Source organism: Bathymodiolus platifrons methanotrophic gill symbiont (genome assembly GCF_002189065.1).
Taxonomy (GTDB): Bacteria; Pseudomonadota; Gammaproteobacteria; order Methylococcales; family Methylomonadaceae; genus Methyloprofundus.
In genome coordinates, this window is record NZ_BDMN01000021.1 from 1 (window position 1) to 23,950 (window position 23,950).

Consider the following 23,950-nt stretch of genomic DNA (forward strand, 5'->3'; position numbering starts at 1 on the left):
TGTGTATACGGCAACGTATCAAGGGTTCGAATCCCTTGCTCTCCGCCATTAAACGAAAAAACCGGTTCTCTGTAGCCGGTTTTTTTATGCCTGATGCCCATGGCTACAAGCCTCCCAGCCCATACAAGCGCACTAGGCTATTCTCATTCAATCCCGACATTTCCCCTCGCTGGCTCTCTCTACGGCCAATCTTCTCTGTGACTGGCCTTTGGAAGCATACCCATCAAGTGCCGTTGGTACGCTTGGTTAATCTTAATATATCAAAGGGTTAAAGTCAGAGGTATCGGAGTGATTATATTGGGTTATTTCTACCAATCTGATACGCAGTAAATTTAAAATGCTTACTCACGGGTATTTATGTCGGTGAATTCAAAAACCAAACTGTTTCCGCTGCAACTCCCAAACTTGTGGAAATGGGCTCATGAAATCAGCGAGTGTTAAAGTCGCGGGATGAGTGCTATTAAGAATCGTTTCCTGTATGTCCGGAGCCAGTAATGTGAGGCGTAGGATACGGGATGCATAGCTTGGGCTTCGGATTCCTTCATCGGCAGCGATCTTATTCACGCTGTTGTATTTGCCTTTGTTTAGCCAGCGATTCCATCGATGAGCTTTGATCAGCGCATTGAGCAAGGTGACATCTGCCTCCTCGTTACGGTCTGGATTAACCGGCTGCCCTGAGGGTGACAAGATAGTTTTTCGACCAGCATGTCGTCCTAAATGTGCCGGTATGAAAATTTGGATCAGATCGCCTTTACGGTTCAGGTTAATGGTTGGTTTCATGCGCTCACCTTCTTAGTTTCTAATGCTGCAGTTTTTAAATCCAGCACCAGGCTGTTGATGCCGTTGGTTCGAATGTCGATATGGATACCTTCAGGTTCAACCCTGATCTTCTCAATGAAGAGCTGTAACAGTCTGGTCTGTTCTTTGTGGTAAAGGTGATCCCAAATAGTCTCGATATTTTGTAGGCCATCTCGAACATCGTTTTCGGTAATACCATCATCCATAGTCTTGGCGACAGACCATGTGCTGATGATTAGACTCGGATTTTTGAAGATGCTTTTTATCTGATCAAAGACGATGCCTTCAATATCACCGGCGCGTACCATGCGTATCGGACATTCTTCATGACTACGTTTTTGGGCAGTATGAGTCACATAATAGCGATACTTTTTGTCGCCTCGTTTGGTGTGGGTTGGTGTCATTGCTTTGCCATCAGGACCAAAGAGTAGACCCTTGAGCGGCGCAGGTGTTTGACGCCTTACATCGGCAGCACGTTCGACTCTGTTAGTGGCCATAATGGCATGCACTTTATCCCACATATCTTGGTCGACAATGGCTTCGTGTTGACCGGGGTACCATTTATCAACATGCCTAATTTTGCCAAGATAGAGTTGGTTGTTCAGTATTTTGTAGATGGTGGTTTTGTTAAATGGGTAGCCATTGTTCATCCTGCCATCTCGATTACGCCGAGGCTTGGTGCGAAAGCCTAATTCATTAAGTTCTTTACAGAGTAATGTTGTTGACCCTAATCGAATGAATCGATTGAATATGCGGCGTACCAGATCGGTTTCCTGTTCATTAGGGATCAGCTTACGACTGGCAACGTCGTAGCCAAGCGGTACATGACCACCCATCCACATGCCTTTTTGTTTGGGCGGGGAGTCGCTATTTTTGCGAAAGCTTGTTTTGGGCATCCCAGCCCAAGCAAGCAGCAAAAACTTAACGCGACCACTTATGCCTCCGGCGGCCCCGATTCGTCCTCGTCACCTCGTCCCGACCCAACAAGGGGTCGGAACATAGGCTCCAAATGACTTGACGCCGTGTCGGATGGCCTTTTATTTTGTCTCCACCTTCGCTAACGCTCAGACTCCGACAAAATAACGGCCCTACGGCTATCGCGGACTAAAAATCATCACTTCGCTTAGGCTACGTTTCCCTGATTTTCAGCGTAAGAAACTAATGAAATAAAATAATAGAAACACAAGAGTACCCGGGGCTCTATGTGAATCCTAGTGGGTAGTGCGATAATAATACCATGAATAGTGAATCTTTATTTAGTATGGCTTTAGGCTTACAATAACCCAACAAGGGGTCGGAACATTGGCTCCAAATGACTTGACGCCGTGTCGGATGGCCTTTTATTTTGTCTCCACCTTCGCTATCGCTCAGACTCCGACAAAACAACCGGCCCTACGGCTATCGCGGACTGAAAATCTTCACTTCGCTAAAGCTCCGTTTCCCTGATTTTCAGCGATAGTGCGATCTTGTCCCGTATGCGCTCACCGGTTACCTCACGCTCAAACTGTGCAAAGGAAAGTAGAATGTTGAGCGTTAGCCTTCCCATGGAACTGGTGGTGTTAAATTGCTGGGTAACCGAAACAAACGAAACATCATGCTTATCAAATAAATCGACAATTTGTGCAAAGTCTCCCAATGAGCGACTTAGTCGATCAACCTTATAGACAACGATGACATCAATTTTATTTGTTTCAACATCGTTCAATAGTTGTTGAAGTCCTGGGCGATCCATCGTGCCCCCAGATATACCGCCATCATCATACTGATCAGGTAAAAGCACCCAGCCTTCATGCTTTTGGGAATTGATAAATGCTTCGCCTGATTCGCGTTGTGCATGCAATGAATTGAACTCTTGCTCTAATCCTTCTTCGGATGATTTTCGTGTGTATACGGCGCAGCGTTTTATTTTTGTATTGTCAGTCATTTGCTACTCCGGCTAAGGCCAAAAAACAACGGCCCGGACCAACGAGTGCCAGTGATCTCTCTGGCAACGTGGGATAGGCTGCGGTATGTTCGATCTTGGTATTCGAAGCCGTTGCGCACCACAGTGACATGGTGCTCAACACCCTGATATTCGCGTATTAGTTTGGTACCAACGGCAGGACGTTTCATTCGGCTGCTGCTGGGTTTCATTTTCTCCTTACTACGTACCAATCGATTGATACGATCCTGTGCCTTGCCCGTAAGCCCACCATAAGCAAGCTCCTGAATTCTCCACGCCAGTCGTGGGATCAGATAGTCTCTCTTTTTTCGTGGTGCAGGTTCGCCGAATAACTCACGCCATAGACTTTTCAAGGCATCGTTTTCCAGCGTTGGTAGTGCGGCTACTTTGCCGATGACATCTTCGCTCATGATTTATTTTCTCCGTTGTTATAACGGTCATGAACGCTTCCGGTGGGCAATAAGTCCAGTGGAAAATTGTTATCTTCTGGTGATGATTTAAGACGAATGATGGCGGTTGCTAGAATTTCTGAAGCTTCCGTTATCCTTTCGTCATCGGAGAGGTTTTGCGCAGATATAAATGTTTGCATTGCTTATCTTGGTTACCATTTGAAAATTCAAATTAATTGATAAGCAATATTGTCTGGGATGAGGATGCAGTGTGCATCTCGAAGGAGCGCAATAGCGCGTAATAATGTCGGTTAAAACCCTTTGGCAAAACGATCTGCTACATCTTCTTCCGGCTCTTCATCAAGTTGATTGTATCGACTGATGTCATCAAGCAGCAGTACGGTTAGTGTCTTTTCGTAATCTTCTGAATAGATAGTGTGCTCAGTGACTTCTTCATCTTTGAACCAGATACCTGGGCCATGTCGAACACCATCACGCGCCATGAATGAAAAGGATTGCTCAAGGGCTTGCGATCCGGCAGGAATCTCAATGGGACCAGAACGAGTAGCAAAATATCTGCCTGACTTGAATGCTTTGGTACTGGATTTGGCCCAGTGCATATAACCGTCTTCTGAAAAAACAGCAATGGCACGTTTGGATGTAAATTCAATCCAGCGAAGCACAGCTGAAGTCAGTGACACCTCATAACGATCTGCACAGTGACCAAGAAGATCAAAGCTGAATTTTTCTTTTTCAGTTTGCAGACGAAAGTCGTTTGCGGGCATCAATAAACTGGCTGCAAAAATATTGGCTTCATCTTCAAATTGCCTATAAGACGAGTCAGGACTGATTGTATCCTTCATTCCGCATTCGAAACCATTAATACCGGCTTCTTTACGATGGAGCATATAGTGTCCCAGTTCATGAGCCAGCGTAAAATTGATTCGTCCAACATGCTGAATATTTTTGTTATAGAAAATGGCCCAACGCGGCTCCGCCGGATCTTTGGCAAGTGCTCCTTCAAACTTATTTAAGTGGTGACCCTGAACATCGGTGATCGGATCATCATTAAATGATGGTGTCAGTTCCAAAGCGACCTTTTTGACATCAACGGGAAATCTTTCTTCTGGCGGCAATGTATCTAAAATTCGAGTGATCCGGTTGGCTTCCTTATGCGGCCGATTTTTTCTGCCACTTACGTTTTACTCCAGGCATTGATGATGTCTTCGATTTTTTTCTGCTCATCTTCACCCAGGCTTTCAAATTTGCGAAAGAACACTGCCTTTTTCATTTCATCCGTCGGTTCTGTCATGTCATTATTGATCAGAAATTCAGTACTGGTTTCTAGTGCCTGTGCGATAGCAGTTAACTTTTCGGCTGATGGTCGCTTAACACCACGGTTCTCAATTTCCCAGATATAACTTTTACCAGAGCCTATTTTTTCGGCAAGCTGCTCAAGAGTAAATCCCTTGTCTTTGCGCAGCTCCTTTATCTTGGGTCCAAGCTGGTTGGCCACATTAAACCTCCTCGTATTTGAATAAGAAGTTCAGTATAGACATACAAATAGTCATTGACAACGGGTAGTACTGATTATATTCTTATAGTTCACTAAATTGAACTTATAGTAACTGTAGAGAAAGAGGGCCTTATTTATGCCAATTGTTCGTAATTTTATCCGCCACGCCTCTCCAGAAAGGCTGAAAGAGTATTTCACCCAAGCAAAAATTGCTGTTAATGATGTTGATTGGAGTCAAGATCAGAGCATAGTCGCCAAAAATGTGATCCAGCTTGTTGATCATCTTAGCGACTCTGATAAGGCACGTCTGCGTGTTGATGCCGAACGTGTATGTCATATGGCTGATGACATTGGGCAGGCAGCGTTACTGAGTGTGGTGAAAGATCAATCAACATTTACCAGTTTATCGAATGGCATTGAGCGTAGTCATTGGGTTTACCTTAATGATCCTGACTCGTTTCGGCATGCTGAGGATATCCGTTATGCGGATCAATATCGCCATGGTAAAAACTGGAGTGGTTTTAAGGTTGATGCAGGAATTGATTTAGCTACTGATTCCGCGTCGCTGGCTACATTTACGGCAAAACTCAAATCGCTTTTTGGTCTCGGCGACAAGGTAAAGCTAGAGTTGTTTGAACGCACCACAGTCGATGATGACGGTAATGACATCAATATCGTGCAGGTGATGATTTATCAGGAAGGCTTTTGCCCGATGCCTATTTGGAATTCCAAGGAGACGACGTTGTCTCCAGGATCAGGCGTTCTGTCTCAGAGGATGCAATTACTTATGATTCTGGCTCAGGTGTGATTGAAGTGGTGGCCGCACGCAGCGAGCGCAGAAATACTATTGCAAAAGCATTTACCGAAGACCTGTTGAAGCAAACTGAGTCTGAAGATGTACCTCTGAGACGATATGATCTTGCACCATTAATGCAAAATCAAGCTCTGGATTGGGATGCAAGTGATGGCATTGAATCAGTACAGATCGTCATGTTGAAGCTTAAAGATCTAGCGGGCGATGGACGTATTCAATTGGAAGTGCCTGCAAAAAATCAGATGGATTTTCATGATTATGCGCAAGAGTATTTTGGTGAACACAATCCGTTGTTATCAGGGAGTTTTGTGCCAACGCAGGCGAGAATATCAATTCGATTTCATCCTGAAAATAATTCCAATCGTTGTAAAGTCTTACCGGTAAAAATTACCATGCCTAATGGTTGTGATTTGCGAAGCCGAACTGAGAAAGAACGATTGATTGGAGAAAAATATCTTACGCGTTGGGGCTTGCTAGAGGTGATTGATTGATGCGAGAAACAACCAATCTCAGTCGAGACTCCTTTGAACTGTTGCTGCGCATTTTCGAACATCCACGCATGACAGTGAGCGCTGGATTGTTGCAGGATAATTTTCCCTTGCTAGCAGAAGAGTTAATGGAAAGTCGTTGCTTGGTTCCTGATGCTAATCAGTCATCAAGTAGCATACCAAATGAGGAAGATGCTTCATTTTACGAGTTGATCTGGGATTCTGATCGAATGCAGCATAAATATTTTACAGCGGGTGCTGGTTGGATATTTGTCGATACTGAAACCATGAAACGTCATGTGATTGATGACGATAAGACAATGAAGTTTTTTCAGCACAGCTTAGGGATTCCTGCTAGCCAAAGAGTAATCTGCTTGAACGATACTACGTTATGGCATCTGGGTGCGGCTCGTTTTTCTGGCCACCGGGTACATATCTACTTTGTACGCCGATTAAGTGAGCCCAATGTCCGCATGGACTTTTTACGAGCAATAAAACGTGAAGTTGGAAAAACACCGGCGATTATTTTATATGCCGGAAGAAATGATCCTATTGAACTGGACTTGCCAATTGACCAAGCATTGATTCCATTCCACCAGTTATTGGTCAGAGATAGTGTTCATTTTTCTATTGATGAAAATGCAGTGCATGAAATTTTAAGCGGTAAGCCTGCTGCAACTGAATCCACTGGTGGTATTAGTCTGCGATTTACTACGGATTACCGAACTGTCTATTGGAATGGAGAAGAATACAAGTTAACGAAAAAACAATCGGCAATCATGGAGTGTCTATACACCGAGGGTGGTCGCGCACACAAAGATTTACTTCTCGCAGAGGGTGGTCGCGCACACAAAGATTTACTTCTCGCAGAGGCTCGCACCAATGAACAAATGCATCGAATTATGCGAAATAAAGTTGATGGTAATTGGGTGGTTCATCCTTTGTGGAAAACTTTAATTAAAAGTGAAGGCAATGGTTACTATCGCCTGAATGCCTAAGTTTGTTTTATTCCTTTTGGTGTACTTTAAATGCATTTTCCATCCAGCCAGGCATATCTGTTTTTATCAGAATTTCAAACTCCTTTACACTGAGGGCAGCTTTAATAGTGCGAATGACTTTGGAATTGACGCTATTTTTACCCAGATACCATAAGGCAGAAAGTGCCAATCCCGATCGTTTTCCAGCCAAGAGGAGTTTCCTATGGCTGACATGCCGAAGGCTTACTTTCAGATTGCCGATTTTAAGTTCTCGTGTTGGCCCACTGGTGTCAAAAACAGGCGTCGTTGGTACCTAGGTAACCAACTTAAATCGCCTCGCTGCTTCTGCGCCATGTACCTGAATAATTTCACCATGGTCTTTGGCTATTACCTCAATAATTTTGGATACGTCTGGCGTGACCTTGCCAACAAAGCGACTTTCTTTTGGCCGCACAAATACTCCTCGAACAATTCTCTGAGTAACTCCTTCATCGACTAGGCGGGACAACGTCTTATCCACAGAGGCGCGTGACCCTAATTTGAGGAACCGTGTATTGGTAAATGGCTCTCCTCGGCGGATACGCACTATGTGCTTACGGATTATTTGAGCCGTAGGCATAGTATTAGTCTTATTCATGTCATAAAAACTAGCATTCTTTCTGACATTATCCAAGAGAAGATAATTTATATCGAGTATGCGTAACAAATTAACTGAGTAACCGTCTTAACGAAAATACCACCGGTTTTCCCACCTTTCAGACCACCTAATTTCCCACCACTCCACCGCCATTATTACCCCGTGTTAACAACAATCACGAGGTAAAAACAAATGAACGTAAAACACTTAAATCAGGCCGAGTTGGCCGACCGCTGGGGTGTCTCTCAACGGACGCTGGAACGCTGGCGTGCCATTGGATGGGGACCCTGTTTTCTGAAGATGGGTGGGCGCGTTGTCTACCGTCTTGAAGATATCGAGGCCTATGAAATTCGCCACATGCGCGCATCAACATCTGAAGCTGCAACTCAGGCTCAGATTGGAGGTGTCGCATGAATACCACTCTAGAAGATGCAAAGGTCTTTTCTGTTGCAGAGATGACAGGACTGCCCGCACAGGATCTGATGCAGCTGCAATTGGCTGCCAAGAAAGCACTGCAAAAAACCAAAGATTTAAAAGACTGGATCGACGGTTCCATTGCGCTGAAGTATGAGTCACAAGCTAAAGCGCTACGCACTCAGTTGGGTAAGGATACAGGAACCGTTAATTTCGATGATGACGGTATTAGGATCACCTGTGATCTGCCTAAACGACCTTCATGGGACCAAAAGAAACTAGCCGATATTGCTAAACGCATCGCTGTGGATGGTGATGATCCTGCTGAATATCTGGATATCACCTACAAAGTCGCAGAGCGTAAGTACACCGCATGGCCTGAAACATTAAGGCAGGCGTTCACTCCGGCACGCACGCTAAAAATGGGGAAGCCCACCTTCAAATTGGCGATAGCTGATGGAGGTGAGCAATGAGTGCACTTCCTATTATCAGTGCTGACCAGCGTATGACAGAGAAGCGCGGCATAAAAGGCTGCATCTTTGGCAAGTCAGGTATTGGCAAGACTAGCCTACTGTGGACCTTGGACACAGAGAACACTTTATTCTTTGATCTGGAAGCTGGTGACCTTGCTATTGAAGGTTGGTCAGGCGACAGCATCCGTCCAAAAACATGGCAGGAATGCCGCGACTTTGCTGTGTTCATTGGTGGGCCTAATCCCGCATTGCGTGAAGAACAGCCTTACAGTCAGGCCCACTACGATGCAGTGTGTGAACGCTTCGGAGATCCTGAAGTATTGAAAAAATACGACACCATATTTATTGATTCAATAACCGTCGCAGGCCGCCTCTGTTTTCAATGGTGTAAGGGCCAACCACAGTCGTTCAGTGAGCGTACCGGCAAGCCTGACAACCGTGGCGCTTATGACCTACATGGTCAGGAAATGATTGCTTGGCTTACTCATCTACAACACACCCGTAATAAAAATATCTGGTTTGTTGGGATTCTTGATGAGCGCATTGACGACTTTAATCGTAAGGTGTTTTCACCTCAGATAGACGGCTCTAAAACCGGTCTTGAACTGCCAGGAATTGTCGATCAGGTGATCTCCATGGTGGAGATGACTGACGATGATGGTCAGTCCTGGCGTGCCTTTGTCAATCACACACTCAATCCCAATGGTTATCCCGCCAAGGATCGTAGTGGTCGTCTAGAAATGATTGAGGAACCCCACCTTGGTCGCCTGATGGCAAAAATACATACCCCTGTAAAACCGGCCGTGGAGCGACTTGAGTTTGCTCGCCCATCCGCACCCACCGCCGACCCTCAACCCTCTAATGAAAGTGAAGGAGTTTAACCATGACATCTACTTGGAATGATTTCAATTCAGCCGACGATCAAAACAACTTTGATTTAATCCCTAAAGGCACCTTGGTAAAGGTGCGCATGACCATTAAACCAGGTGGTCACGATGACCCATCTCAAGGTTGGATAGGCGGTTATGCCACGCAAAGTCACACAACAGGATCGGTTTATCTTAACTGTGAATTTGTGGTGCTCGAAGGCTCTCATGCCCGACGCAAAATGTGGAGCTTGATTGGTTTGCACAGTAACAAGGGGCCTGAGTGGGCCAATATGGGACGTGCATTTGTCAAAGGCATCCTGAATTCTGCCAATGGTCTGCACCCACAAGACAATTCTGAACAGGCGCAACAGTCTTGTCGCATTAATGGCTTTTCTGATCTCGATGGTATCGAGTTTGTTGCCAAGGTTGAAATGGATAAGGACCAGTATGGTGATGATAAAAATGTCATCAAGATGGCGATCACACCAGACAAAAAAGAATACGCAGGTGTGATGGGTAGCGTAGCAACTCAAGTTGTGCAATCAGCACCGACTCCCCAACAGGCACCAGCTGCGTCACCTTCGGGCCGACCAAGCTGGGCACAATAAGGAGTTGTTGCGATGATCTTAAGGCTCCGCCAGAAGATGTTTGTTGAGCGCAGTATTCATGCGCTCAATGAGCATGGCAACACGCTGGGTGTTGCGCCAACCGGTGCCGGTAAAACCATCATGCTCTCCGGCGTTGCCGGAGAGTTGTTGGCTGATACCGACGCCAAAGCTTGTGTGTTAGCACATAGAGATGAGCTAACTTGCCAGAATGAAACCAAGTTCAACAAGGTTAATCCTGGTATCAAAACATCCGTGTTCGATGCACATAATAAGTCATGGTCTGGGCAGGCAACCTTTGCCATGGTTCAGACCTTGTCACGAGACAAGAATCTCAGTCAAATACCAAATCTGGATCTACTCGTCATAGATGAAGCGCATCACGTTGCTGCGCCCAGTTACATGCGCATCATCGATCATGTACGAGAAAATAATCCGGACGTTGCCATTTTTGGTGTGACAGCCACACCTAATCGTGGCGATTGCAAGGCACTACGTCCAGTGTTCAGTAATGTATCCGACCAGATTGGGTTGGGTGAGTTGATCCAGTCGGGTCACCTGGTATCACCTCGTACCTTTGTTGTTGATGTCGGTACGCAAAGCGCGTTATCAAGTGTAAAGCGTACAGCTGATGAATTCGATATGACAGAAGTCGATGCCATTATGAACAAGGCTCCCATCACTGAAGCGGTTATTAAGCAGTGGAAGGAAAAAGCAGGAAACCGTAAAACCGTGATTTTTTGTTCGACTGTCGACCATGCACGCAATGTATCTGATGCTTTTATCGCGTCAGGGATCAAAACCGTTTTGGTCTATGGCGACCTTTCAAAAAGTGCCCGTGATTCTGCACTTTATCAATATGAGCAAGAGGATGCTCAGGTGATAGTCAATGTTGCGGTGTTGACCGAGGGTTGGGATCACCCGCCAACTGACTGCGTCATACTGCTTCGACCCAGCTCTTACAAATCGACATTGATCCAAATGATAGGTCGTGGTCTTCGCACTGTTGATCCTGTTGAGCATCCCGGCGTGACCAAGACAGATTGTATTGTCCTTGATTTTGGCACCAGCACTTTGCTGCATGGATCGCTTGAACAGGATGTCAATCTGGATGGGCGGGACCTGAACGGTGAAGCACCACAGAAAGAATGTCCTGAGTGTGGCGCTCAAGTTCCGGCAGCCTCACTGGAATGTCCGCTATGTGGTCATCAGTGGGAGCGAAAAGAGACCGATGAAAAGATCGAACTGACGGACTTTGTCATGTCAGAACTGGACCTTCTTAAACGCTCATCATTCCGTTGGTGCGACCTGTTTGGTGATGATGGCGCGTTGATGGCGACCGGATTTGATGCATGGGCTGGCGTGTTTTTTTTAAATGGGCGCTGGTTCAGTATTGGCGGCGGTAAAAGCCTGGATACACATCTGCAGGCGCTAGGTGAACGTACCGTGTGTATTGCAGCCGCTGACGATTGGCTTAATGCACATGAGTCTGAGGACACTGCACTCAAGTCACGTCGTTGGTTAAGCCAAGCGGCGACGCAACAACAACTACGTTATTTACCACTCGCTTATCGTCAGGACTTTGGCCTAACCCGTTATCAGGCATCTTGCTTATTGGCCTTCCAGTTTAACAAGCGCGATATCCAGTCTTGTATCTTTGGCGCAGAAAAAAACAAGGAGGCTGCGTGATATGTGTAATTTGTGGACGAGAAGGACGCGGCTTTTGTTGGCTATCACCGAAGCTCGGGCAGCGTACGTCCGATGGCAAACGACTATTCAAACGCTTTTGTTCAATGCAATGCCAATCGTTGCATGCCAGGCGCATCAAGTCTGGAGGTGGTGTTGTGATTGATCCTACCCATAACGAAAAGGCAGCAATGGAAATGGTATTGCCGCGCCTTGGTGAATACGTGGCATCTGTGGGTATGGAAAAACCACTATCACTGTACAACCGTGAAGAAATTCTGCAGATGGTTGATGTGGTGTTGACGGCCTATTTCGATAACTTGCGAGACATAACGCCTGACGACGTGCCGTTCTAGAGGAGCAATCATGCTGGATTACAATTCATCCGCTTCCCTAAGTGAGCGGGTTACAACTCTTATTGATAATGCATTGGCATCTGAACGTGATCAACAAACACCGAGAACTTATCTAGGTGGATCACGTTTAGGCGTCAGTTGTGACCGGGCGCTGCAGTACGAATACTTGCAGACACCGGTTGATCTGGGGCGTGAGTTTTCAGGCACCATCTTGCGTATTTTTGAGGCAGGTCATGTGTTCGAGGACCTTGCTATCCGATGGCTTCGGATGGTTGGGTTTGAGATTCATACCGAAACATCACAAGGCGAACAGTACGGTTTCAGTGCGCCTGATGGACGGATTCAGGGCCATGTTGACGGTATTTTATCCGCAGGTCCTGATGCATTAAAACTGTCCTATCCAGCGCTTTGGGAGTGTAAATCGCTCAACAATAAATCATGGAAAGATACGGTCAAGCGAGGTCTGATACTTTCCAAGCCGGTGTATGCGGCACAGATTGCACTCTATCAGGCGTATATGGAACCGGTGATCCCTGGCATCAGTCAGAACCCGGCTATCTTCACGGCAATTAATAAAGACACAGCTGAACTTTATTTTGAGCAGATCCCTTTTAATGGTGAGTTGGCGCAACGTTCATCGGATCGTGGTGTACGTATTTTGCAGGCATCTGATGCGCATGAGTTATTACCTCGCATGGTTAATGACGCCAGCTACTATGAGTGCAAGTTCTGCTCATGGCAGGACCGATGTTGGGGAGGACATTCATGATGACAGACAACATCGTCTGGATGGACTTCAATGATGCGCCAGAACAAGGCATCGCTGTGCGAGAATCATTTGATGCGCAGGATCTAAAAACACAACTCATTGGACGTTTACCGGAAGCACTTGCTTGTTTGTTCCCTAATGGAAAAACACGCAGCAATCAATTTTTCATTGGTGATCTTCAAGGCAATACAGGTAAAAGCCTGGTGGTGGATCTGCAAGGACAAAAGGCTGGCATGTGGATCGATTTCGCAACCAATTCGGGGAGTCGCTATTTTTGCGAAAGCTTGTTTTGGGCATCCCAGCCCAAGCAAGCAGCAAAAACTTAACGCGACCACTTATGCCTCCGGCGGCCCCGATTCGTCCTCGTCACCTCGTCCCGACCCAACAAGGGGTCGGAACATAGGCTCCAAATGACTTGACGCCGTGTCGGATGGCCTTTTATTTTGTCTCCACCTTCGCTAACGCTCAGACTCCGACAAAACAACGGCCCTACGGCTATCGCGGACTAAAAATCATCACTTCGCTTAGGCTACGTTTCCCTGATTTTCAGCGTATGAGGGTAAAGATTGGACAACATCGTCTGGATGGACTTCAATGATGCGCCAGAACAAGGCATCGCTGTGCGAGAATCATTTGATGCGCAGGATCTAAAAACACAACTCATTGGACGTTTACCGGAAGCACTTGCTTGTTTGTTCCCTAATGGAAAAACACGCAGCAATCAATTTTTCATTGGTGATCTTCAAGGCAATACAGGTAAAAGCCTGGTGGTGGATCTGCAAGGACAAAAGGCTGGCATGTGGATCGATTTCGCAACCAATGAAGGTGGCGATGTTATCGATTTGTGGGCAGAGGTTAATGGCTTGGATAGCCAGCGTAATTTTCCACAGGTCATTGAGTCCGTAGCGCATTGGTTAGGCGAAACGCCCAGAACAACATCTCAACCGATGATAAAAAAAGAACCGGTTGATGAGCTGGGACCGTGGTCTGCCAAGTGGGACTACCACGACGGGCAAGGGAAACTCATTGCCTGTATCTATCGTTACGATACACCGGATGGTAAAGAGTATCGGCCATGGGATGTGTCGACCCGAAAAATGTGTGCGCCCAATCCACGTCCACTTTATAACCAACCACAATTGAAACCCGTTAATGAAGTGGTTTTGGTTGAAGGTGAGAAAGCAGCTGATGCCCTCGTCAGTATTGGCATCACTGCAACCACGGCAATGAACGGTGCCAATGCACCGGTGGACAAAACCGACTGGTCACCGCTTAGCGGTAAGCATGTGTTGATCTGGCCAGATAAAGATGAATCTGGACTGCAATATGCGAAACGTGCCAGTCATGCATTATCCAATGCCGGTGTTGCGACGGTAGCGATTCTACAGCCACCAGAGGATAAGCCAGACAAATGGGATGCCGCTGATGCTGTCGCCGAGCAAATGGATATTGCCGCATATCTTAAATCAGCAGTTAGTCAGGAGACATCCAGCCATTCACAAATCCCTGTATTTAGTCTGGCACAAATGCTAGCAGACACATCATCAATGCCGGATGACCTGATTGCGCCACGGCTACTCACGCCAGGTGGCATGATTGTTTTTGGTGGCGCGCCTAAAGTCGGTAAGAGTGATTTCCTGCTCACCATGCTGACGCATATGGCCGCCGGTGAGCCTTTTCTGGAATTGAAACCACCCAGACCTCTGCGAGTATTTTATCTGCAAGCCGAGGTGCAATATCACTATTTGCGTGAGCGTTTTAAGTTGATGAACTTGCCAGAAGATATCATTGAGAAAGCCGCTAATAATCTCAAAATCACACCGCAGTTGAAGTTGGTATTAAACGATGAAGGCATGCCTTGTGTGCTGGACGCAATACGTGAGGCTTTCACTGACCCTCCCTTAGATGTGCTAGTTATCGATCCTATTCGTAACGTTTTTGATGGTGGACCCGATGGTGCTAGCGAGAATGATAACAACGCCATGTTGTTCTTTCTGCGTGACCGTGTAGAGAAGCTCCGTGATGCAGTCAACCCTGATGCAGGTGTGATTTTGGCGCACCACACCAAGAAGATCAGTAAGAAACAAGTCGAGGAAGATCCTTTTATGGCGTTGTCTGGTGCAGGCAGTCTGCGTGGATATTACACCGCAGGGATGTTGCTCTACCGCCATGATGAAAATCGTACTGATCGTCTATTGGTGTTTGAATTACGCAATGGGCCAAGCATTACAACCAAGCGCGTCGACAAATCTGCTGGCCGCTGGGTGGAGCTGGATGCAAACAGTGATCGATTAGTTAACCAGGATCATGGTGAGCGTTTGGATGCAGAGCGTCGTCGAAAACGTGATGTGATCTTACAGTTGATATTTGATGAAGCATCCGCAAACAAAGTCTATACCGCCAATCAGTTTGCTGAAGCATTTGAAGGCAAGGCCGGGCTTGGAGCCAATCGCACCATCAACGAACGATTGTCGGTGTTGGCCACCAAGGGCTATATCAAGTTTTTCCGCAATCCCGAGGACTACGGGCTGCCGCCATTGACGCGCAGCAAGTTTGGACATGTCTGCGTAGAACAGATGGTGCTGCCCGGCAAAGAGCAGGTTGATATCGATACCGGTGAAGTTACATCAAGCTGTGTTGCCATCAAACCCACTCATTACAAATGCCCACAAACCGGCGCGGTACTGCCCGTCGAAAACCCCAATATCTGGATCTATCAAGAGGAGGACCAAGAATGAATCAAGCGACAAACACCGTCACCCATACCCGTGTCAGCAGTCTGCAATCTGGGGTAGTTTGCTGCAAACTGCAATCTGCTTGCAAACTGGAACCGACTAAAAACAACGACTTACGCCAGTTTGCAGATTGCAGAGACCAGTTTGCAAAGAGCACCTACAAACTGCCCACAAACCCAGTTGTACCAAGGGTTTCAGCGGTATTCCCAGTTTGCACACAGATACCCTCTCCCTACGGGAGAGGAGAGCCCCAAGGGGTAGCTCTCCATCCCGAGGAGAAGGATATGTCAGATTCAGATGACATCACTGTGCTTTGTTTGGATCTCGGGACAAAGAGTGGCTGGGCACTACGTTCATCCGACAGGGTTGTTAGCAGCGGAACAGCTGAGTTCAAGCACGACCGTTATCAAGGCGGTGGAATGCGCTTTCTCAAGTTCAAGCAATGGCTGAATCAGATGTTGGCGGCAGTTGATCAAATTGACGCGATCTATTTCGAGGAAGTTCGACGTCATTTAGGCGTTGATGCAGCGCATGCCTACGGTGGCTTTCTAGCGCACCTGACTGCATGGTGTGAGCAACACGGATTGCTTACGAAGGCGTGCCGGTTGGCACGATCAAACGTCACGTCACCGGCAAGGGCAATGCCAATAAGGCCAAAGTGATTCAGGCAGTACGGCAGTTGGGTTATTACCCAACGGACGATAACGAGGCCGATGCACTGGCTTTGTTGCACTGGGTGATTGATACCCGTCTGGGCGGTGCATCATGAGCTGGACTGAGAAGATGGTGGCCGAACGTTTTGAAGCCTGCGTGAAGACCTTGCGTAAATTACCCGCAGTTCGGATGGGCGGCTATGTGTCGGCATGGCCTGACATTGTTTACACGCCAAAGGAGATCAACCGGCAAGAGCCCAAGCCTATTCGCTTCACTGCATTACCCGATGAGATCACTCGCATGGAAGAGACGTTAACCTGGATTCATTGGGTGAATGAAGCTGAGCGTCACCTCATCTGGTTACGTGCCTATCGTGTCCCATGGCGGGTCGTTGCCAGAAAAACAGGCGTCCCTCGGACCTCTGCCCAGCGTTATTGGGAGGAGGCTTTGCGCAAAATAGCGCGATGTTTAGAGGCAGAGCGTAACGCTGCGTAAGCGTGGCGAAATCAGTGATGGGACAAAAGACCCGTTATTTGTTTTAATACTTGCTAACATCGCGAACGAACTCAAGCCAAGGCCATGACATCATAATCGTGGCCTTTTTTATTGCCCATGAAAACACCAAGCACTCTGTCAAGCAGGCAATTGCGTAGACATGTCGTCTACGGGTCCTTCCTGCGCTTTAACGCGGTGCGGGGCGCAAGGCCGCCTTGTTTCGCTAGCGATAAATTATAAAAACGGGTTCGCAGGTTCGCGGTACGCACCCAACTTTCAAGGTAAACGAATGCAAACAACTTTTGTTGAAACGGTGGAGCAATGGCCGCTCCAGCAGTTGATCCCGTATGCGCGTAATGCGCGTACCCATGATGATGGGCAGGTTTCACAGATCGCAGGATCGATTGCCGAGTTTGGATTTGTTAATCCTATTTTGGTCGGTTATGACAATGTCATCGTTGCTGGCCATGGTCGTTTGATGGCAGCACAGCAGCTGGGTTTGGAAAAAGTGCCTGTCATTGTATTGGCTCACTTGACCGAAGCGCAGCGCAAGGCATTGGTTATTGCCGATAATAAAATCGCCGAGAACGCAGGATGGAATGAAGATCTTCTGAAACTCGAATTGAGTGAAATTGAGGAGCTTGGTTTTGATCTGGATGTGATTGGTTTCTCGGATGATGAGCTGAACGAATTACTCGAGGACGAGGATGCTGGTCTTACTGATGACGATGAAATTCCTGAACCTGAAGATCAGGCAATTAGACAACCCGGTGAGGTTTGGCAACTTGGTGAACATCGTCTGCTTTGTGGTGATGCCACCAATCAGGATGATATGGAACAATTGATGGATGGTGACTTGGCCGACATGGTCTTCACCGATCCACCGTACAACGTGGACTATGGCAACACGGCCAAAGATAAAATGCGCGGCAAAGACCGACGCATTCTTAACGACAATCTGGGTGAAAGTTTTTACGGTTTTTTGCAAGCAGTCTTAGGCAACTTACTAAAAGTTTCAAAGGGTGCTTGCTATATTTGTATGTCATCCAGTGAGCTGGATACATTGCAACAAGCCTTTCGTGATGCTGGCGGTAAGTGGTCTACGTTTATCATCTGGGCTAAAAATACATTCACATTAGGGCGCTCAGATTATCAACGTCAGTACGAACCGATCCTGTACGGATGGGGTGAAGGTAATGATCATTTTTGGTGTGGTGCACGTAATCAAGGTGATGTTTGGTTTTTCAATAAGCCTGTAAAAAATGATTTACACCCAACTATGAAACCAGTCGAACTGGTTGAACGTGCGGTGCGCAATTCAAGTAAGAGTCGAGATATAGTGTTGGACCCATTTGGTGGTTCAGGAAGTACTCTGATCGCCTGTGAAAAAAGTGGTCGTCAGGCGCGTTTGATGGAGCTCGATCCTAAATATGTCGATGTCATTATTCGACGTTGGCAAGATTACTCTGGTAACAAGGCAGTTCTGGCGGCTACTGATAGGAGTTTTGATGAAATATCTGAGGAACGATCAGTCTTAAATGAGGCGAAAAATGATCAGGCATTTGTAGAAGTACCGGAGTAATAAGGTGTTGTCTTCTAAACGATTTGATAACGCCTTGGAGCATCTTCATCTTTGTGAGATGTAATGGTTAACCCGAGCCGTTTTTTAAGTGTGTTTGAAAACACGCCCCTCACGGTATGTTTCTGCCAACCGGTTTGAGCACAAATTTCTTCAATGCTGGCTCCATCTGGACGGCGCATCATCTCAATCATGGCGGCCTGTTTTGTGCCTTTTCGATGCGGTGATTTTTTGGCTATTGGTTGTTTGCCAATAGCGGTGTATCCGGCTGGGCTAATAATGTAAGTGTCGCCAGACTGTTCAATCAGTTGGCGAGTTAATAGACCATTAATGACGCGAGGTTTAATGCCTGCGTTGATATTGTCTGGCAATGGTTCAATGTTTCCGCTTGATCGATTCGATGCTGCATTGAGAATGTTTTCTTGGGTAGTGGTCAATTTCATGATTTTTGTTCTCCTGTTAAAAATTATTCGGCGTGCTCGCCTTCTTGAAAGGCGGCGTCGGTAATTTGTTTGAGTAATTCGGCATAGTGGCCAAGGTCGCCAACATGTCCCCAGTTGATTTCATCGGGATGTGCATTGAAATGGTTATCACTTAGTGCTTTTAAGCGTTCGAGTGCGTTGTCGATTTCTGCTTTTCGGGCTAAAAATGTATCTAATGCGTTGCTTTGTTGGCTCATTATCTTGGCTCCATGTGTTGTTTCGTTGTACACATGAACGCTTCATATAGGCATCTAATCAACTGATATCTGCTTATCTTTCGGATAAAGCTGCAATTAAAAAAATGAGGCAAAGGTATGGGGATTTCCAACCGTGCTTATGGCCGCCATCGAGGTGTATCTGAAGCTTCGGTACGTAAAGCAATCAAATCTGGGCGTATTTCAAAGGCGTCAGATAGCACGATTGATCCAGTAAAAGCCGATGCGCAATGGGTGAGAAATACCGATGTTGGGCAACAGCGAAAGTCAAAGCAAAAACGTAAGGCGGTTTCGACCGCTGCAATCGATGCGGTAAACGATACGCTGCAAGAACAAGGCGGATCAGGTGGTGGAACCACCTATATGCAGGCCAGAACCGCCAACGAAGTGCTTAAGGCACAAACTAACCGTATTCGCCTGCAACAAATTAAAAATGAGCTCGTTGATCGATCCAGTGCATTGGCACATGTATTCAAACTGGCACGATCAGAGCGTGATGCCTGGGTGAGTTGGCCTGCGCGTATTTCAAGTCAAATGGCGGCTGAACTGGACGTTGATGCGCATAAAATGCATGTAATGCTGGAAGCTTATGTCAGACAACACCTCTCAGAACTCGCCGACGTCCAGCCGCGTGTGGACTAATGAAATAGAACATTATGATGGCGCACTTGAGATTGAAAAAAACTGGTATGAAGGGCTGAAACCTGATCCATTTATGGCGGTTTCCGAATGGTCTGATAAATATCGGTTTCTTTCCTCCAAGTCTGCTGCAGAACCTGGACGCTGGCGTACAAAACGCACACCTTATCTGAAAGAGATTATGGATTGCTTGTCCGTATCATCACCGATACAACGTGTTGTCTTTATGAAAGGTGCACAGGTTGGTGGTACCGAAGCAGGTAATAATTGGGTTGGCTATGTGATCCATATTGCACCGGGTCCAATGATGGCTGTTTCACCCACGGTGGAAATGGCCAAACGTAACTCGCGCCAGCGTATTGATCCACAGATTGAAGATGTTCCTGAACTGCGTGAACGGGTTGCCCCGGCCCGCAGTCGAGACTCAGGCAATACGGTGCTCTCTAAAGAATTCCCCGGTGGTGTTCTGGTTATGACTGGAGCGAATAGCGCGGTTGGCCTTCGTTCAATGCCTGCACGTTATCTGTTTATGGATGAGGTAGATGGCTATCCGGGTGATGTGGAGGGTGAAGGTGATCCGATCCTGCTTGCAGAGCGTCGTAGTGCTACTTTTCAACGCCGCCGCAAGGTGTTGTTGGTGAGTACGCCAACGATCAAAGGGCTATCACGGATTCAACGTGAGTTTGAGGCGTCAGACCAGCGTTACTATCAAGTACCTTGTCCTGAATGTGGCTTTGAACAAGCACTACGATTCACTCAAATGCGTTGGCCTGAAGGCAAGCCAGATGAGACGAAATATTGTTGTGAATCCTGTGGTGTTCTGATTGATGAACACCATAAAACAAAGATGTTGGCAAAGGGTCGTTGGGTACCCACTGCTGAAGGTGATGGACGAACTCAAGGCTATCACCTGTCATCACTTTACAGTCCTGTAGGTTGGTTTTCATGGGCTGATGCCGCACGATTATTTGAGGTTGCAAAGAGCAGTCCTGATTTAATGAAGGGTTTTGTTAACACAGTTTTAGGTGAACCTTATGAAGAAGAATTTGAAGCACCTGAATGGGAGCGGATTTATGAACGTCGGGAAAAATATCCGATCGGCGTTGTCCCTGCCGATGGATTATTCCTAACAGCAGGCGTCGATATTCAACGTGACCGGATTGAATGTGAAGTGGTTGCATGGGGTCGTAACAAGATTTCATGGTCAATAGATTACCAAGTCCTCGATGGTGACACTGCCCAGCAAGGTGTTTGGAAAAAACTGGATGCCTTACTGGCTAATGATTGGTCACACGCAGCAGGTGGAACACTGCCTATTCGTGTGATGTGTGTTGATTCAGGCTACGCCACTCAAGACGTTTATGGTTGGGTGAGAAACTATCCGCAAGCGGTTTGGGGTGGAGCTGGTGCCAGAGCATCTCAGCCAAGAACGGCGGTTGCAATTAAGGGTCGTGATCAAGATACAGCACTCATATTGAGTGTTTCCAAAGCTGATACCGGCGGTAAGCGTAAAGGCTTACGTGTTTGGAATGTCAGTGGTCCGGTTGCCAAGGTGGAACTGTATCGCTGGTTAAAACTACCGCGACTTACTGATGAGGAATTGGACGCTGGTGAAGATTATCCACCCGGCACCTGTCATTACCCAGAATATGGCGAGGAATATTTTAAACAGCTTACCGCTGAGCGCCGCGTGATTCGATTGCACAAAGGCTTTCCCAAGGCGACTTGGGAAAAAGATCCAGCGCGCAATAACGAGGCATTGGATTGCCGCGTTTATGCACGTTCAGCAGCCAGTATTTACGGTCTTGATCGTTTCAAGGAAATACATTGGAAGCGATTAGAGAAAGCGATGGGTGTCATTACTCCGTCGTTAAAACAAAACAATGAGATCAAGCAATCTCAATCTATTCAACGAGAAGAAAAGAGTCGACCCAAGTTAATGCAGCGGCCATCGGCGCTTGTCGATGATCCTTATCTATAGAGAACAATAATGGCTGATTTAATCCTATTAAAGCAGCGGCTTTTTGAAGCCGAGGCGGCATTGCATCGCCTGATGACTGGCGAATTGGAAGTGACCGTTTCTGTCGGCGGATTTGGTGCGACAACTTATAACCAAGCCAGCGCTGACAAGTTATCCGCCTATGTAGCGAAATTAAAAAATGATATCGCTAAGCGTGAAGGTGGATTAAGGCGAGGACCGATATTAATGAGGTTTTAAACGTTATGTCGATACAAATTCTTGGGGCCAATGGTCAACCACTGGCGCAGGATACCGCGCATCGCGGAGCCTCACTTTCGGCACGTGAATTATCCAGCTGGTTACCATCATTGGGTTCAGCTGATACGGATCTTCTGGATGAACTGCCAACCTTGGTAGCCCGTTCACGGGATCTGGTTCGCAATAACGGTATTGCAGCAGGTGCTATTCAGACCCTGGTGGATAACGTTGTTGGAACAGGTTTGCGATTATCCGCCTTACCTGATTACAAGGCATTGGGTCGGGACAAAGAGTGGGCAGATGAGTGGTCCAGAAAAACAGAGGCGCTATGGCGTAGCTGGACGGAAACAACTGACTGTGATGCAGCACAAGGTCTCACCTTTGCAGGTTTAACAGCACAGGTTTTTCGTTCGGGATTGATCAATGGTGAGGCACTGGCCTTACCACTTTGGATCAAAGACCGTCCTGGTCAGTTTTCAACAGCAATTCAACTGGTTGAAACTGATCGCCTGAGCAACCCATCGGGAAAAATTGATAGTAAAACACTTCGTGGTGGCATTGAGGTTGATCGATATGGTGCGCCGCAGGCTTATTGGATCAGTAAGCGGCATCCAGGTGATCGATTTCTTTCTATTTCAATGGAAATGGAAAAATGGCAACGGGTTTCTATCCGCACTCAATTTGGTCGTCAGCGAGTTATTCATATCCACGATAAGGAACGCACCGGTCAGAACCGAGGCAAGCCTATTCTCTCTGCGATCATGCCACTGTTCAAGATGCTCGATCACTATGAACGCTCGGAGCTGCAGGCATCCGTTGTTAACGCGATGATCGCAGCTTTTATTGAAACACCTCTCGATGGTGAGTCAATCAGTGAACTCTTTGGTGGCTCGTCAGAAGATTATATGGCTGCAAGAAATGAATGGCAGGTCAAGCTGCAAGGTGGTGCTGTGATCCCAATCTTTCCGGGAGACAAGCTAGCACCCTTTACGCCGAGCCGACCAAACGCTGCTTACGGTACATTCGTTGAAAATATATTACGCCATATCGGCACCGGTTTGAATTTACCGTTCGAACTGCTGATGAAGGATTTTTCTAAAACCAATTATTCATCGGCGCGCGCGGCCTTGATGGAAGCTTGGCGTTTCTTTATGGGACGTCGTCAATGGCTTGCAACCTACTGGGCCAGACCGGTTTATGAATTGTGGCTAGAAGAAGCAATTAATAAGGATCGGGGAGTCGCTATTTTTGCGAAAGCTTGTTTTGGGCATCCCAGCCCAAGCAAGCAGCAAAAACTTAACGCGACCACTTATGCCTCCGGCGGCCCCGATTCGTCCTCGTCACCTCGTCCCGACCCAACAAGGGGTCGGAACATAGGCTCCAAATGACTTGACGCCGTGTCGGATGGCCTTTTATTTTGTCTCCACCTTCGCTAACGCTCAGACTCCGACAAAACATCGGGCCTACGGCTATCGCGGACTAAAAATCATCACTTCGCTTAGGCTACGTTTCCCTGATTTTCAGCGTAAGACACCATCCAGGAGAAAAACTTTCTCATCCCATCCGATAAACTAGTGGGAAAGTCAGGTGCCATATGACATTCGATCTGATCGAAGCTCCCGGATTTTATGACAACAAAGCACTCTGGACACGATGCAAGTGGATTGGTCCAGGGCGAGGATGGATCGATCCTGTCAAAGAGGCACAGGCATCCAAGATCAGAATGGAGATTGGCCTTTCCACGTTGGAAGACGAATGCGCCATACAGGGTCTCGACTGGGAAGAAGTGCTGGAACAACGCGCTCGAGAACAAACAAAAATGCAGGAGCTGGGATTACCGCTTCCGTGTTTAGACCCATCAACCAATAACAACTCGAGTGAAGCAGATAATGAGAATTCGGGGAGTCGCTATTTTTGCGAAAGTTTGTTTTGGGCATCCCAGCCCAAGCAAGCAGCAAAAACTTAACGCGACCACTTATGCCTCCGGCGGCCCCGATTCGTCCTCGTCACCTCGTCCCGACCCAACAAGGGGTCGGAACATAGGCTCCAAATGACTTGACGCCGTGTCGGATGGCCTTTTATTTTGTCTCCACCTTCGCTAACGCTCAGACTCCGACAAAATAACGGCCCTACGGCTATCGCGGACTAAAAATCATCACTTCGCTTAGGCTCCGTTTCCCTGATTTTCAGCGATAGAACA

General features: G+C 47.1%; 27 protein-coding genes and 3 pseudogenes. 20 read left to right on the forward strand and 10 right to left on the reverse strand.

What is annotated here, in order from left to right:
* Positions 1-369 precede the first annotated feature (369 nt).
* From CDZ78_RS01245 to CDZ78_RS01275, 7 genes and pseudogenes are all read right to left on the reverse strand, one after another.
* Entirely contained in the window at positions 370-780 is a 411-nt protein-coding gene (locus CDZ78_RS01245; protein ID WP_087868327.1) for a hypothetical protein, read from the reverse strand.
* Positions 777-1,694, reverse strand: a complete 918-nt coding sequence (locus CDZ78_RS01250; protein ID WP_140413834.1) for a recombinase family protein — start codon at positions 1,692-1,694, stop codon at positions 777-779. The genes CDZ78_RS01245 and CDZ78_RS01250 overlap by 4 nt, the downstream gene beginning before the upstream one ends.
* 551 nt (positions 1,695-2,245) lie before the next feature.
* Positions 2,246-2,722 (reverse strand): annotated as a pseudogene (locus CDZ78_RS01255) (recombinase family protein); the annotation flags it as partial.
* On the reverse strand, positions 2,719-3,150 hold the full coding sequence (locus CDZ78_RS01260; protein ID WP_087868330.1) for a DUF2924 domain-containing protein: 432 nt from the start codon (positions 3,148-3,150) through the stop codon (positions 2,719-2,721). The pseudogene CDZ78_RS01255 and the gene CDZ78_RS01260, both read right to left, overlap by 4 nt.
* Positions 3,147-3,329, reverse strand: a complete 183-nt coding sequence (locus CDZ78_RS01265; protein WP_087868331.1) for a hypothetical protein — start codon at positions 3,327-3,329, stop codon at positions 3,147-3,149. Before CDZ78_RS01265 ends, CDZ78_RS01260 begins: the two co-directional genes overlap by 4 nt.
* Before the next feature lie 111 nt (positions 3,330-3,440).
* Positions 3,441-4,265 (reverse strand): ImmA/IrrE family metallo-endopeptidase, encoded by an 825-nt coding sequence (locus CDZ78_RS01270; protein ID WP_244559137.1) that lies wholly within the window; start codon positions 4,263-4,265, stop codon positions 3,441-3,443.
* 59 nt (positions 4,266-4,324) lie between these two features.
* Positions 4,325-4,645, reverse strand: a complete 321-nt coding sequence (locus CDZ78_RS01275) for a helix-turn-helix domain-containing protein (RefSeq protein ID WP_087868333.1) — start codon at positions 4,643-4,645, stop codon at positions 4,325-4,327.
* Positions 4,646-4,781: 136 nt separating this feature from the next.
* Between CDZ78_RS01275 and CDZ78_RS22805 the strand changes: the two genes are divergently transcribed.
* Genes CDZ78_RS22805 through CDZ78_RS01285 form a run of 3 tightly spaced genes read left to right on the forward strand, consistent with a single transcriptional unit; the run spans position 4,782 to position 6,945 of the window.
* Positions 4,782-5,453: a hypothetical protein gene (locus CDZ78_RS22805; RefSeq protein WP_221899694.1), complete on the forward strand. Its 672-nt coding sequence runs from the start codon at positions 4,782-4,784 to the stop codon at positions 5,451-5,453.
* Positions 5,450-5,950, forward strand: coding sequence for a hypothetical protein (locus CDZ78_RS22810; protein WP_244559138.1), 501 nt, complete (start codon positions 5,450-5,452; stop codon positions 5,948-5,950). Before CDZ78_RS22805 ends, CDZ78_RS22810 begins: the two co-directional genes overlap by 4 nt.
* Complete coding sequence (locus CDZ78_RS01285; protein WP_140413835.1) at positions 5,947-6,945, forward strand: hypothetical protein; 999 nt, start codon at positions 5,947-5,949, stop codon at positions 6,943-6,945. Before CDZ78_RS22810 ends, CDZ78_RS01285 begins: the two co-directional genes overlap by 4 nt.
* Before the next feature lie 7 nt (positions 6,946-6,952).
* Here CDZ78_RS01285 and CDZ78_RS01290 read toward each other — a convergent pair.
* Positions 6,953-7,561: pseudogene (locus tag CDZ78_RS01290) on the reverse strand (DUF6088 family protein).
* Between the two features lie 192 nt (positions 7,562-7,753).
* Between CDZ78_RS01290 and CDZ78_RS01295 the strand changes: the two are divergent.
* From CDZ78_RS01295 to CDZ78_RS24620, 12 genes and pseudogenes are all read left to right on the forward strand, one after another.
* On the forward strand, positions 7,754-7,975 hold the full coding sequence (locus CDZ78_RS01295) for a helix-turn-helix transcriptional regulator (protein ID WP_087868335.1): 222 nt from the start codon (positions 7,754-7,756) through the stop codon (positions 7,973-7,975).
* Positions 7,972-8,448 carry a hypothetical protein gene (locus CDZ78_RS01300; RefSeq protein ID WP_087868336.1) on the forward strand — a complete coding sequence of 159 codons (477 nt, stop codon included), beginning with the start codon at positions 7,972-7,974 and terminating at the stop codon, positions 8,446-8,448. The genes CDZ78_RS01295 and CDZ78_RS01300 overlap by 4 nt, the downstream gene beginning before the upstream one ends.
* Positions 8,445-9,329 carry an ATP-binding protein gene (locus CDZ78_RS01305; RefSeq protein ID WP_087868337.1) on the forward strand — a complete coding sequence of 295 codons (885 nt, stop codon included), beginning with the start codon at positions 8,445-8,447 and terminating at the stop codon, positions 9,327-9,329. The genes CDZ78_RS01300 and CDZ78_RS01305 overlap by 4 nt, the downstream gene beginning before the upstream one ends.
* A 2-nt stretch (positions 9,330-9,331) precedes the next feature.
* On the forward strand, positions 9,332-9,925 hold the full coding sequence (locus CDZ78_RS01310; RefSeq protein WP_087868338.1) for a hypothetical protein: 594 nt from the start codon (positions 9,332-9,334) through the stop codon (positions 9,923-9,925).
* Positions 9,926-9,937: 12 nt separating this feature from the next.
* Positions 9,938-11,611, forward strand: coding sequence for a DEAD/DEAH box helicase (locus CDZ78_RS01315; protein WP_087868339.1), 1,674 nt, complete (start codon positions 9,938-9,940; stop codon positions 11,609-11,611).
* 155 nt (positions 11,612-11,766) lie between these two features.
* On the forward strand, positions 11,767-11,964 hold the full coding sequence (locus CDZ78_RS20970) for a DUF6511 domain-containing protein (RefSeq protein WP_140413836.1): 198 nt from the start codon (positions 11,767-11,769) through the stop codon (positions 11,962-11,964).
* 10 nt (positions 11,965-11,974) lie between these two features.
* Positions 11,975-12,733: a hypothetical protein gene (locus CDZ78_RS01325; protein WP_087868341.1), complete on the forward strand. Its 759-nt coding sequence runs from the start codon at positions 11,975-11,977 to the stop codon at positions 12,731-12,733.
* Positions 12,730-13,059 carry a hypothetical protein gene (locus CDZ78_RS01330; RefSeq protein ID WP_087868342.1) on the forward strand — a complete coding sequence of 110 codons (330 nt, stop codon included), beginning with the start codon at positions 12,730-12,732 and terminating at the stop codon, positions 13,057-13,059. The genes CDZ78_RS01325 and CDZ78_RS01330 overlap by 4 nt, the downstream gene beginning before the upstream one ends.
* Before the next feature lie 240 nt (positions 13,060-13,299).
* On the forward strand, positions 13,300-15,471 hold the full coding sequence (locus CDZ78_RS01335) for an AAA family ATPase (RefSeq protein ID WP_307190445.1): 2,172 nt from the start codon (positions 13,300-13,302) through the stop codon (positions 15,469-15,471).
* 281 nt (positions 15,472-15,752) lie between these two features.
* Positions 15,753-16,237: pseudogene (locus tag CDZ78_RS01340) on the forward strand (crossover junction endodeoxyribonuclease RuvC).
* Positions 16,234-16,617: a DUF6362 family protein gene (locus CDZ78_RS01345; protein WP_087868344.1), complete on the forward strand. Its 384-nt coding sequence runs from the start codon at positions 16,234-16,236 to the stop codon at positions 16,615-16,617. Before CDZ78_RS01340 ends, CDZ78_RS01345 begins: the two are co-directional and overlap by 4 nt.
* A gap of 289 nt (positions 16,618-16,906) precedes the next feature.
* On the forward strand, positions 16,907-18,199 hold the full coding sequence (locus CDZ78_RS24620) for a site-specific DNA-methyltransferase (protein ID WP_087868345.1): 1,293 nt from the start codon (positions 16,907-16,909) through the stop codon (positions 18,197-18,199).
* 14 nt (positions 18,200-18,213) lie between these two features.
* Here CDZ78_RS24620 and CDZ78_RS01355 read toward each other — a convergent pair whose 3' ends face one another.
* Positions 18,214-18,639, reverse strand: coding sequence for a DUF3489 domain-containing protein (locus CDZ78_RS01355; protein ID WP_087868346.1), 426 nt, complete (start codon positions 18,637-18,639; stop codon positions 18,214-18,216).
* A 23-nt stretch (positions 18,640-18,662) separates the two neighbouring features.
* Entirely contained in the window at positions 18,663-18,875 is a 213-nt protein-coding gene (locus CDZ78_RS01360; protein ID WP_087868347.1) for a hypothetical protein, read from the reverse strand.
* Positions 18,876-18,992: 117 nt separating this feature from the next.
* On the opposite strand from CDZ78_RS01360, the gene CDZ78_RS01365 reads away from it, so the two are divergent.
* From CDZ78_RS01365 to CDZ78_RS22815, 5 genes are all read left to right on the forward strand, one after another.
* Positions 18,993-19,535 carry an elements of external origin gene (locus CDZ78_RS01365; RefSeq protein WP_087868348.1) on the forward strand — a complete coding sequence of 181 codons (543 nt, stop codon included), beginning with the start codon at positions 18,993-18,995 and terminating at the stop codon, positions 19,533-19,535.
* Positions 19,525-21,513: a phage terminase large subunit family protein gene (locus CDZ78_RS01370; RefSeq protein WP_244559139.1), complete on the forward strand. Its 1,989-nt coding sequence runs from the start codon at positions 19,525-19,527 to the stop codon at positions 21,511-21,513. The genes CDZ78_RS01365 and CDZ78_RS01370 overlap by 11 nt, the downstream gene beginning before the upstream one ends.
* A gap of 9 nt (positions 21,514-21,522) precedes the next feature.
* A complete protein-coding gene (gene gpW / locus CDZ78_RS01375; protein ID WP_087868350.1) occupies positions 21,523-21,750 on the forward strand; it encodes a gpW family head-tail joining protein in 228 nt (75 codons plus the stop codon).
* A gap of 5 nt (positions 21,751-21,755) precedes the next feature.
* A complete protein-coding gene (locus CDZ78_RS01380; protein WP_087868351.1) occupies positions 21,756-23,138 on the forward strand; it encodes a phage portal protein in 1,383 nt (460 codons plus the stop codon).
* A 206-nt stretch (positions 23,139-23,344) separates the two neighbouring features.
* On the forward strand, positions 23,345-23,716 hold the full coding sequence (locus CDZ78_RS22815; RefSeq protein ID WP_087868352.1) for a hypothetical protein: 372 nt from the start codon (positions 23,345-23,347) through the stop codon (positions 23,714-23,716).
* The last annotated feature ends 234 nt before the right edge of the window (positions 23,717-23,950 follow it).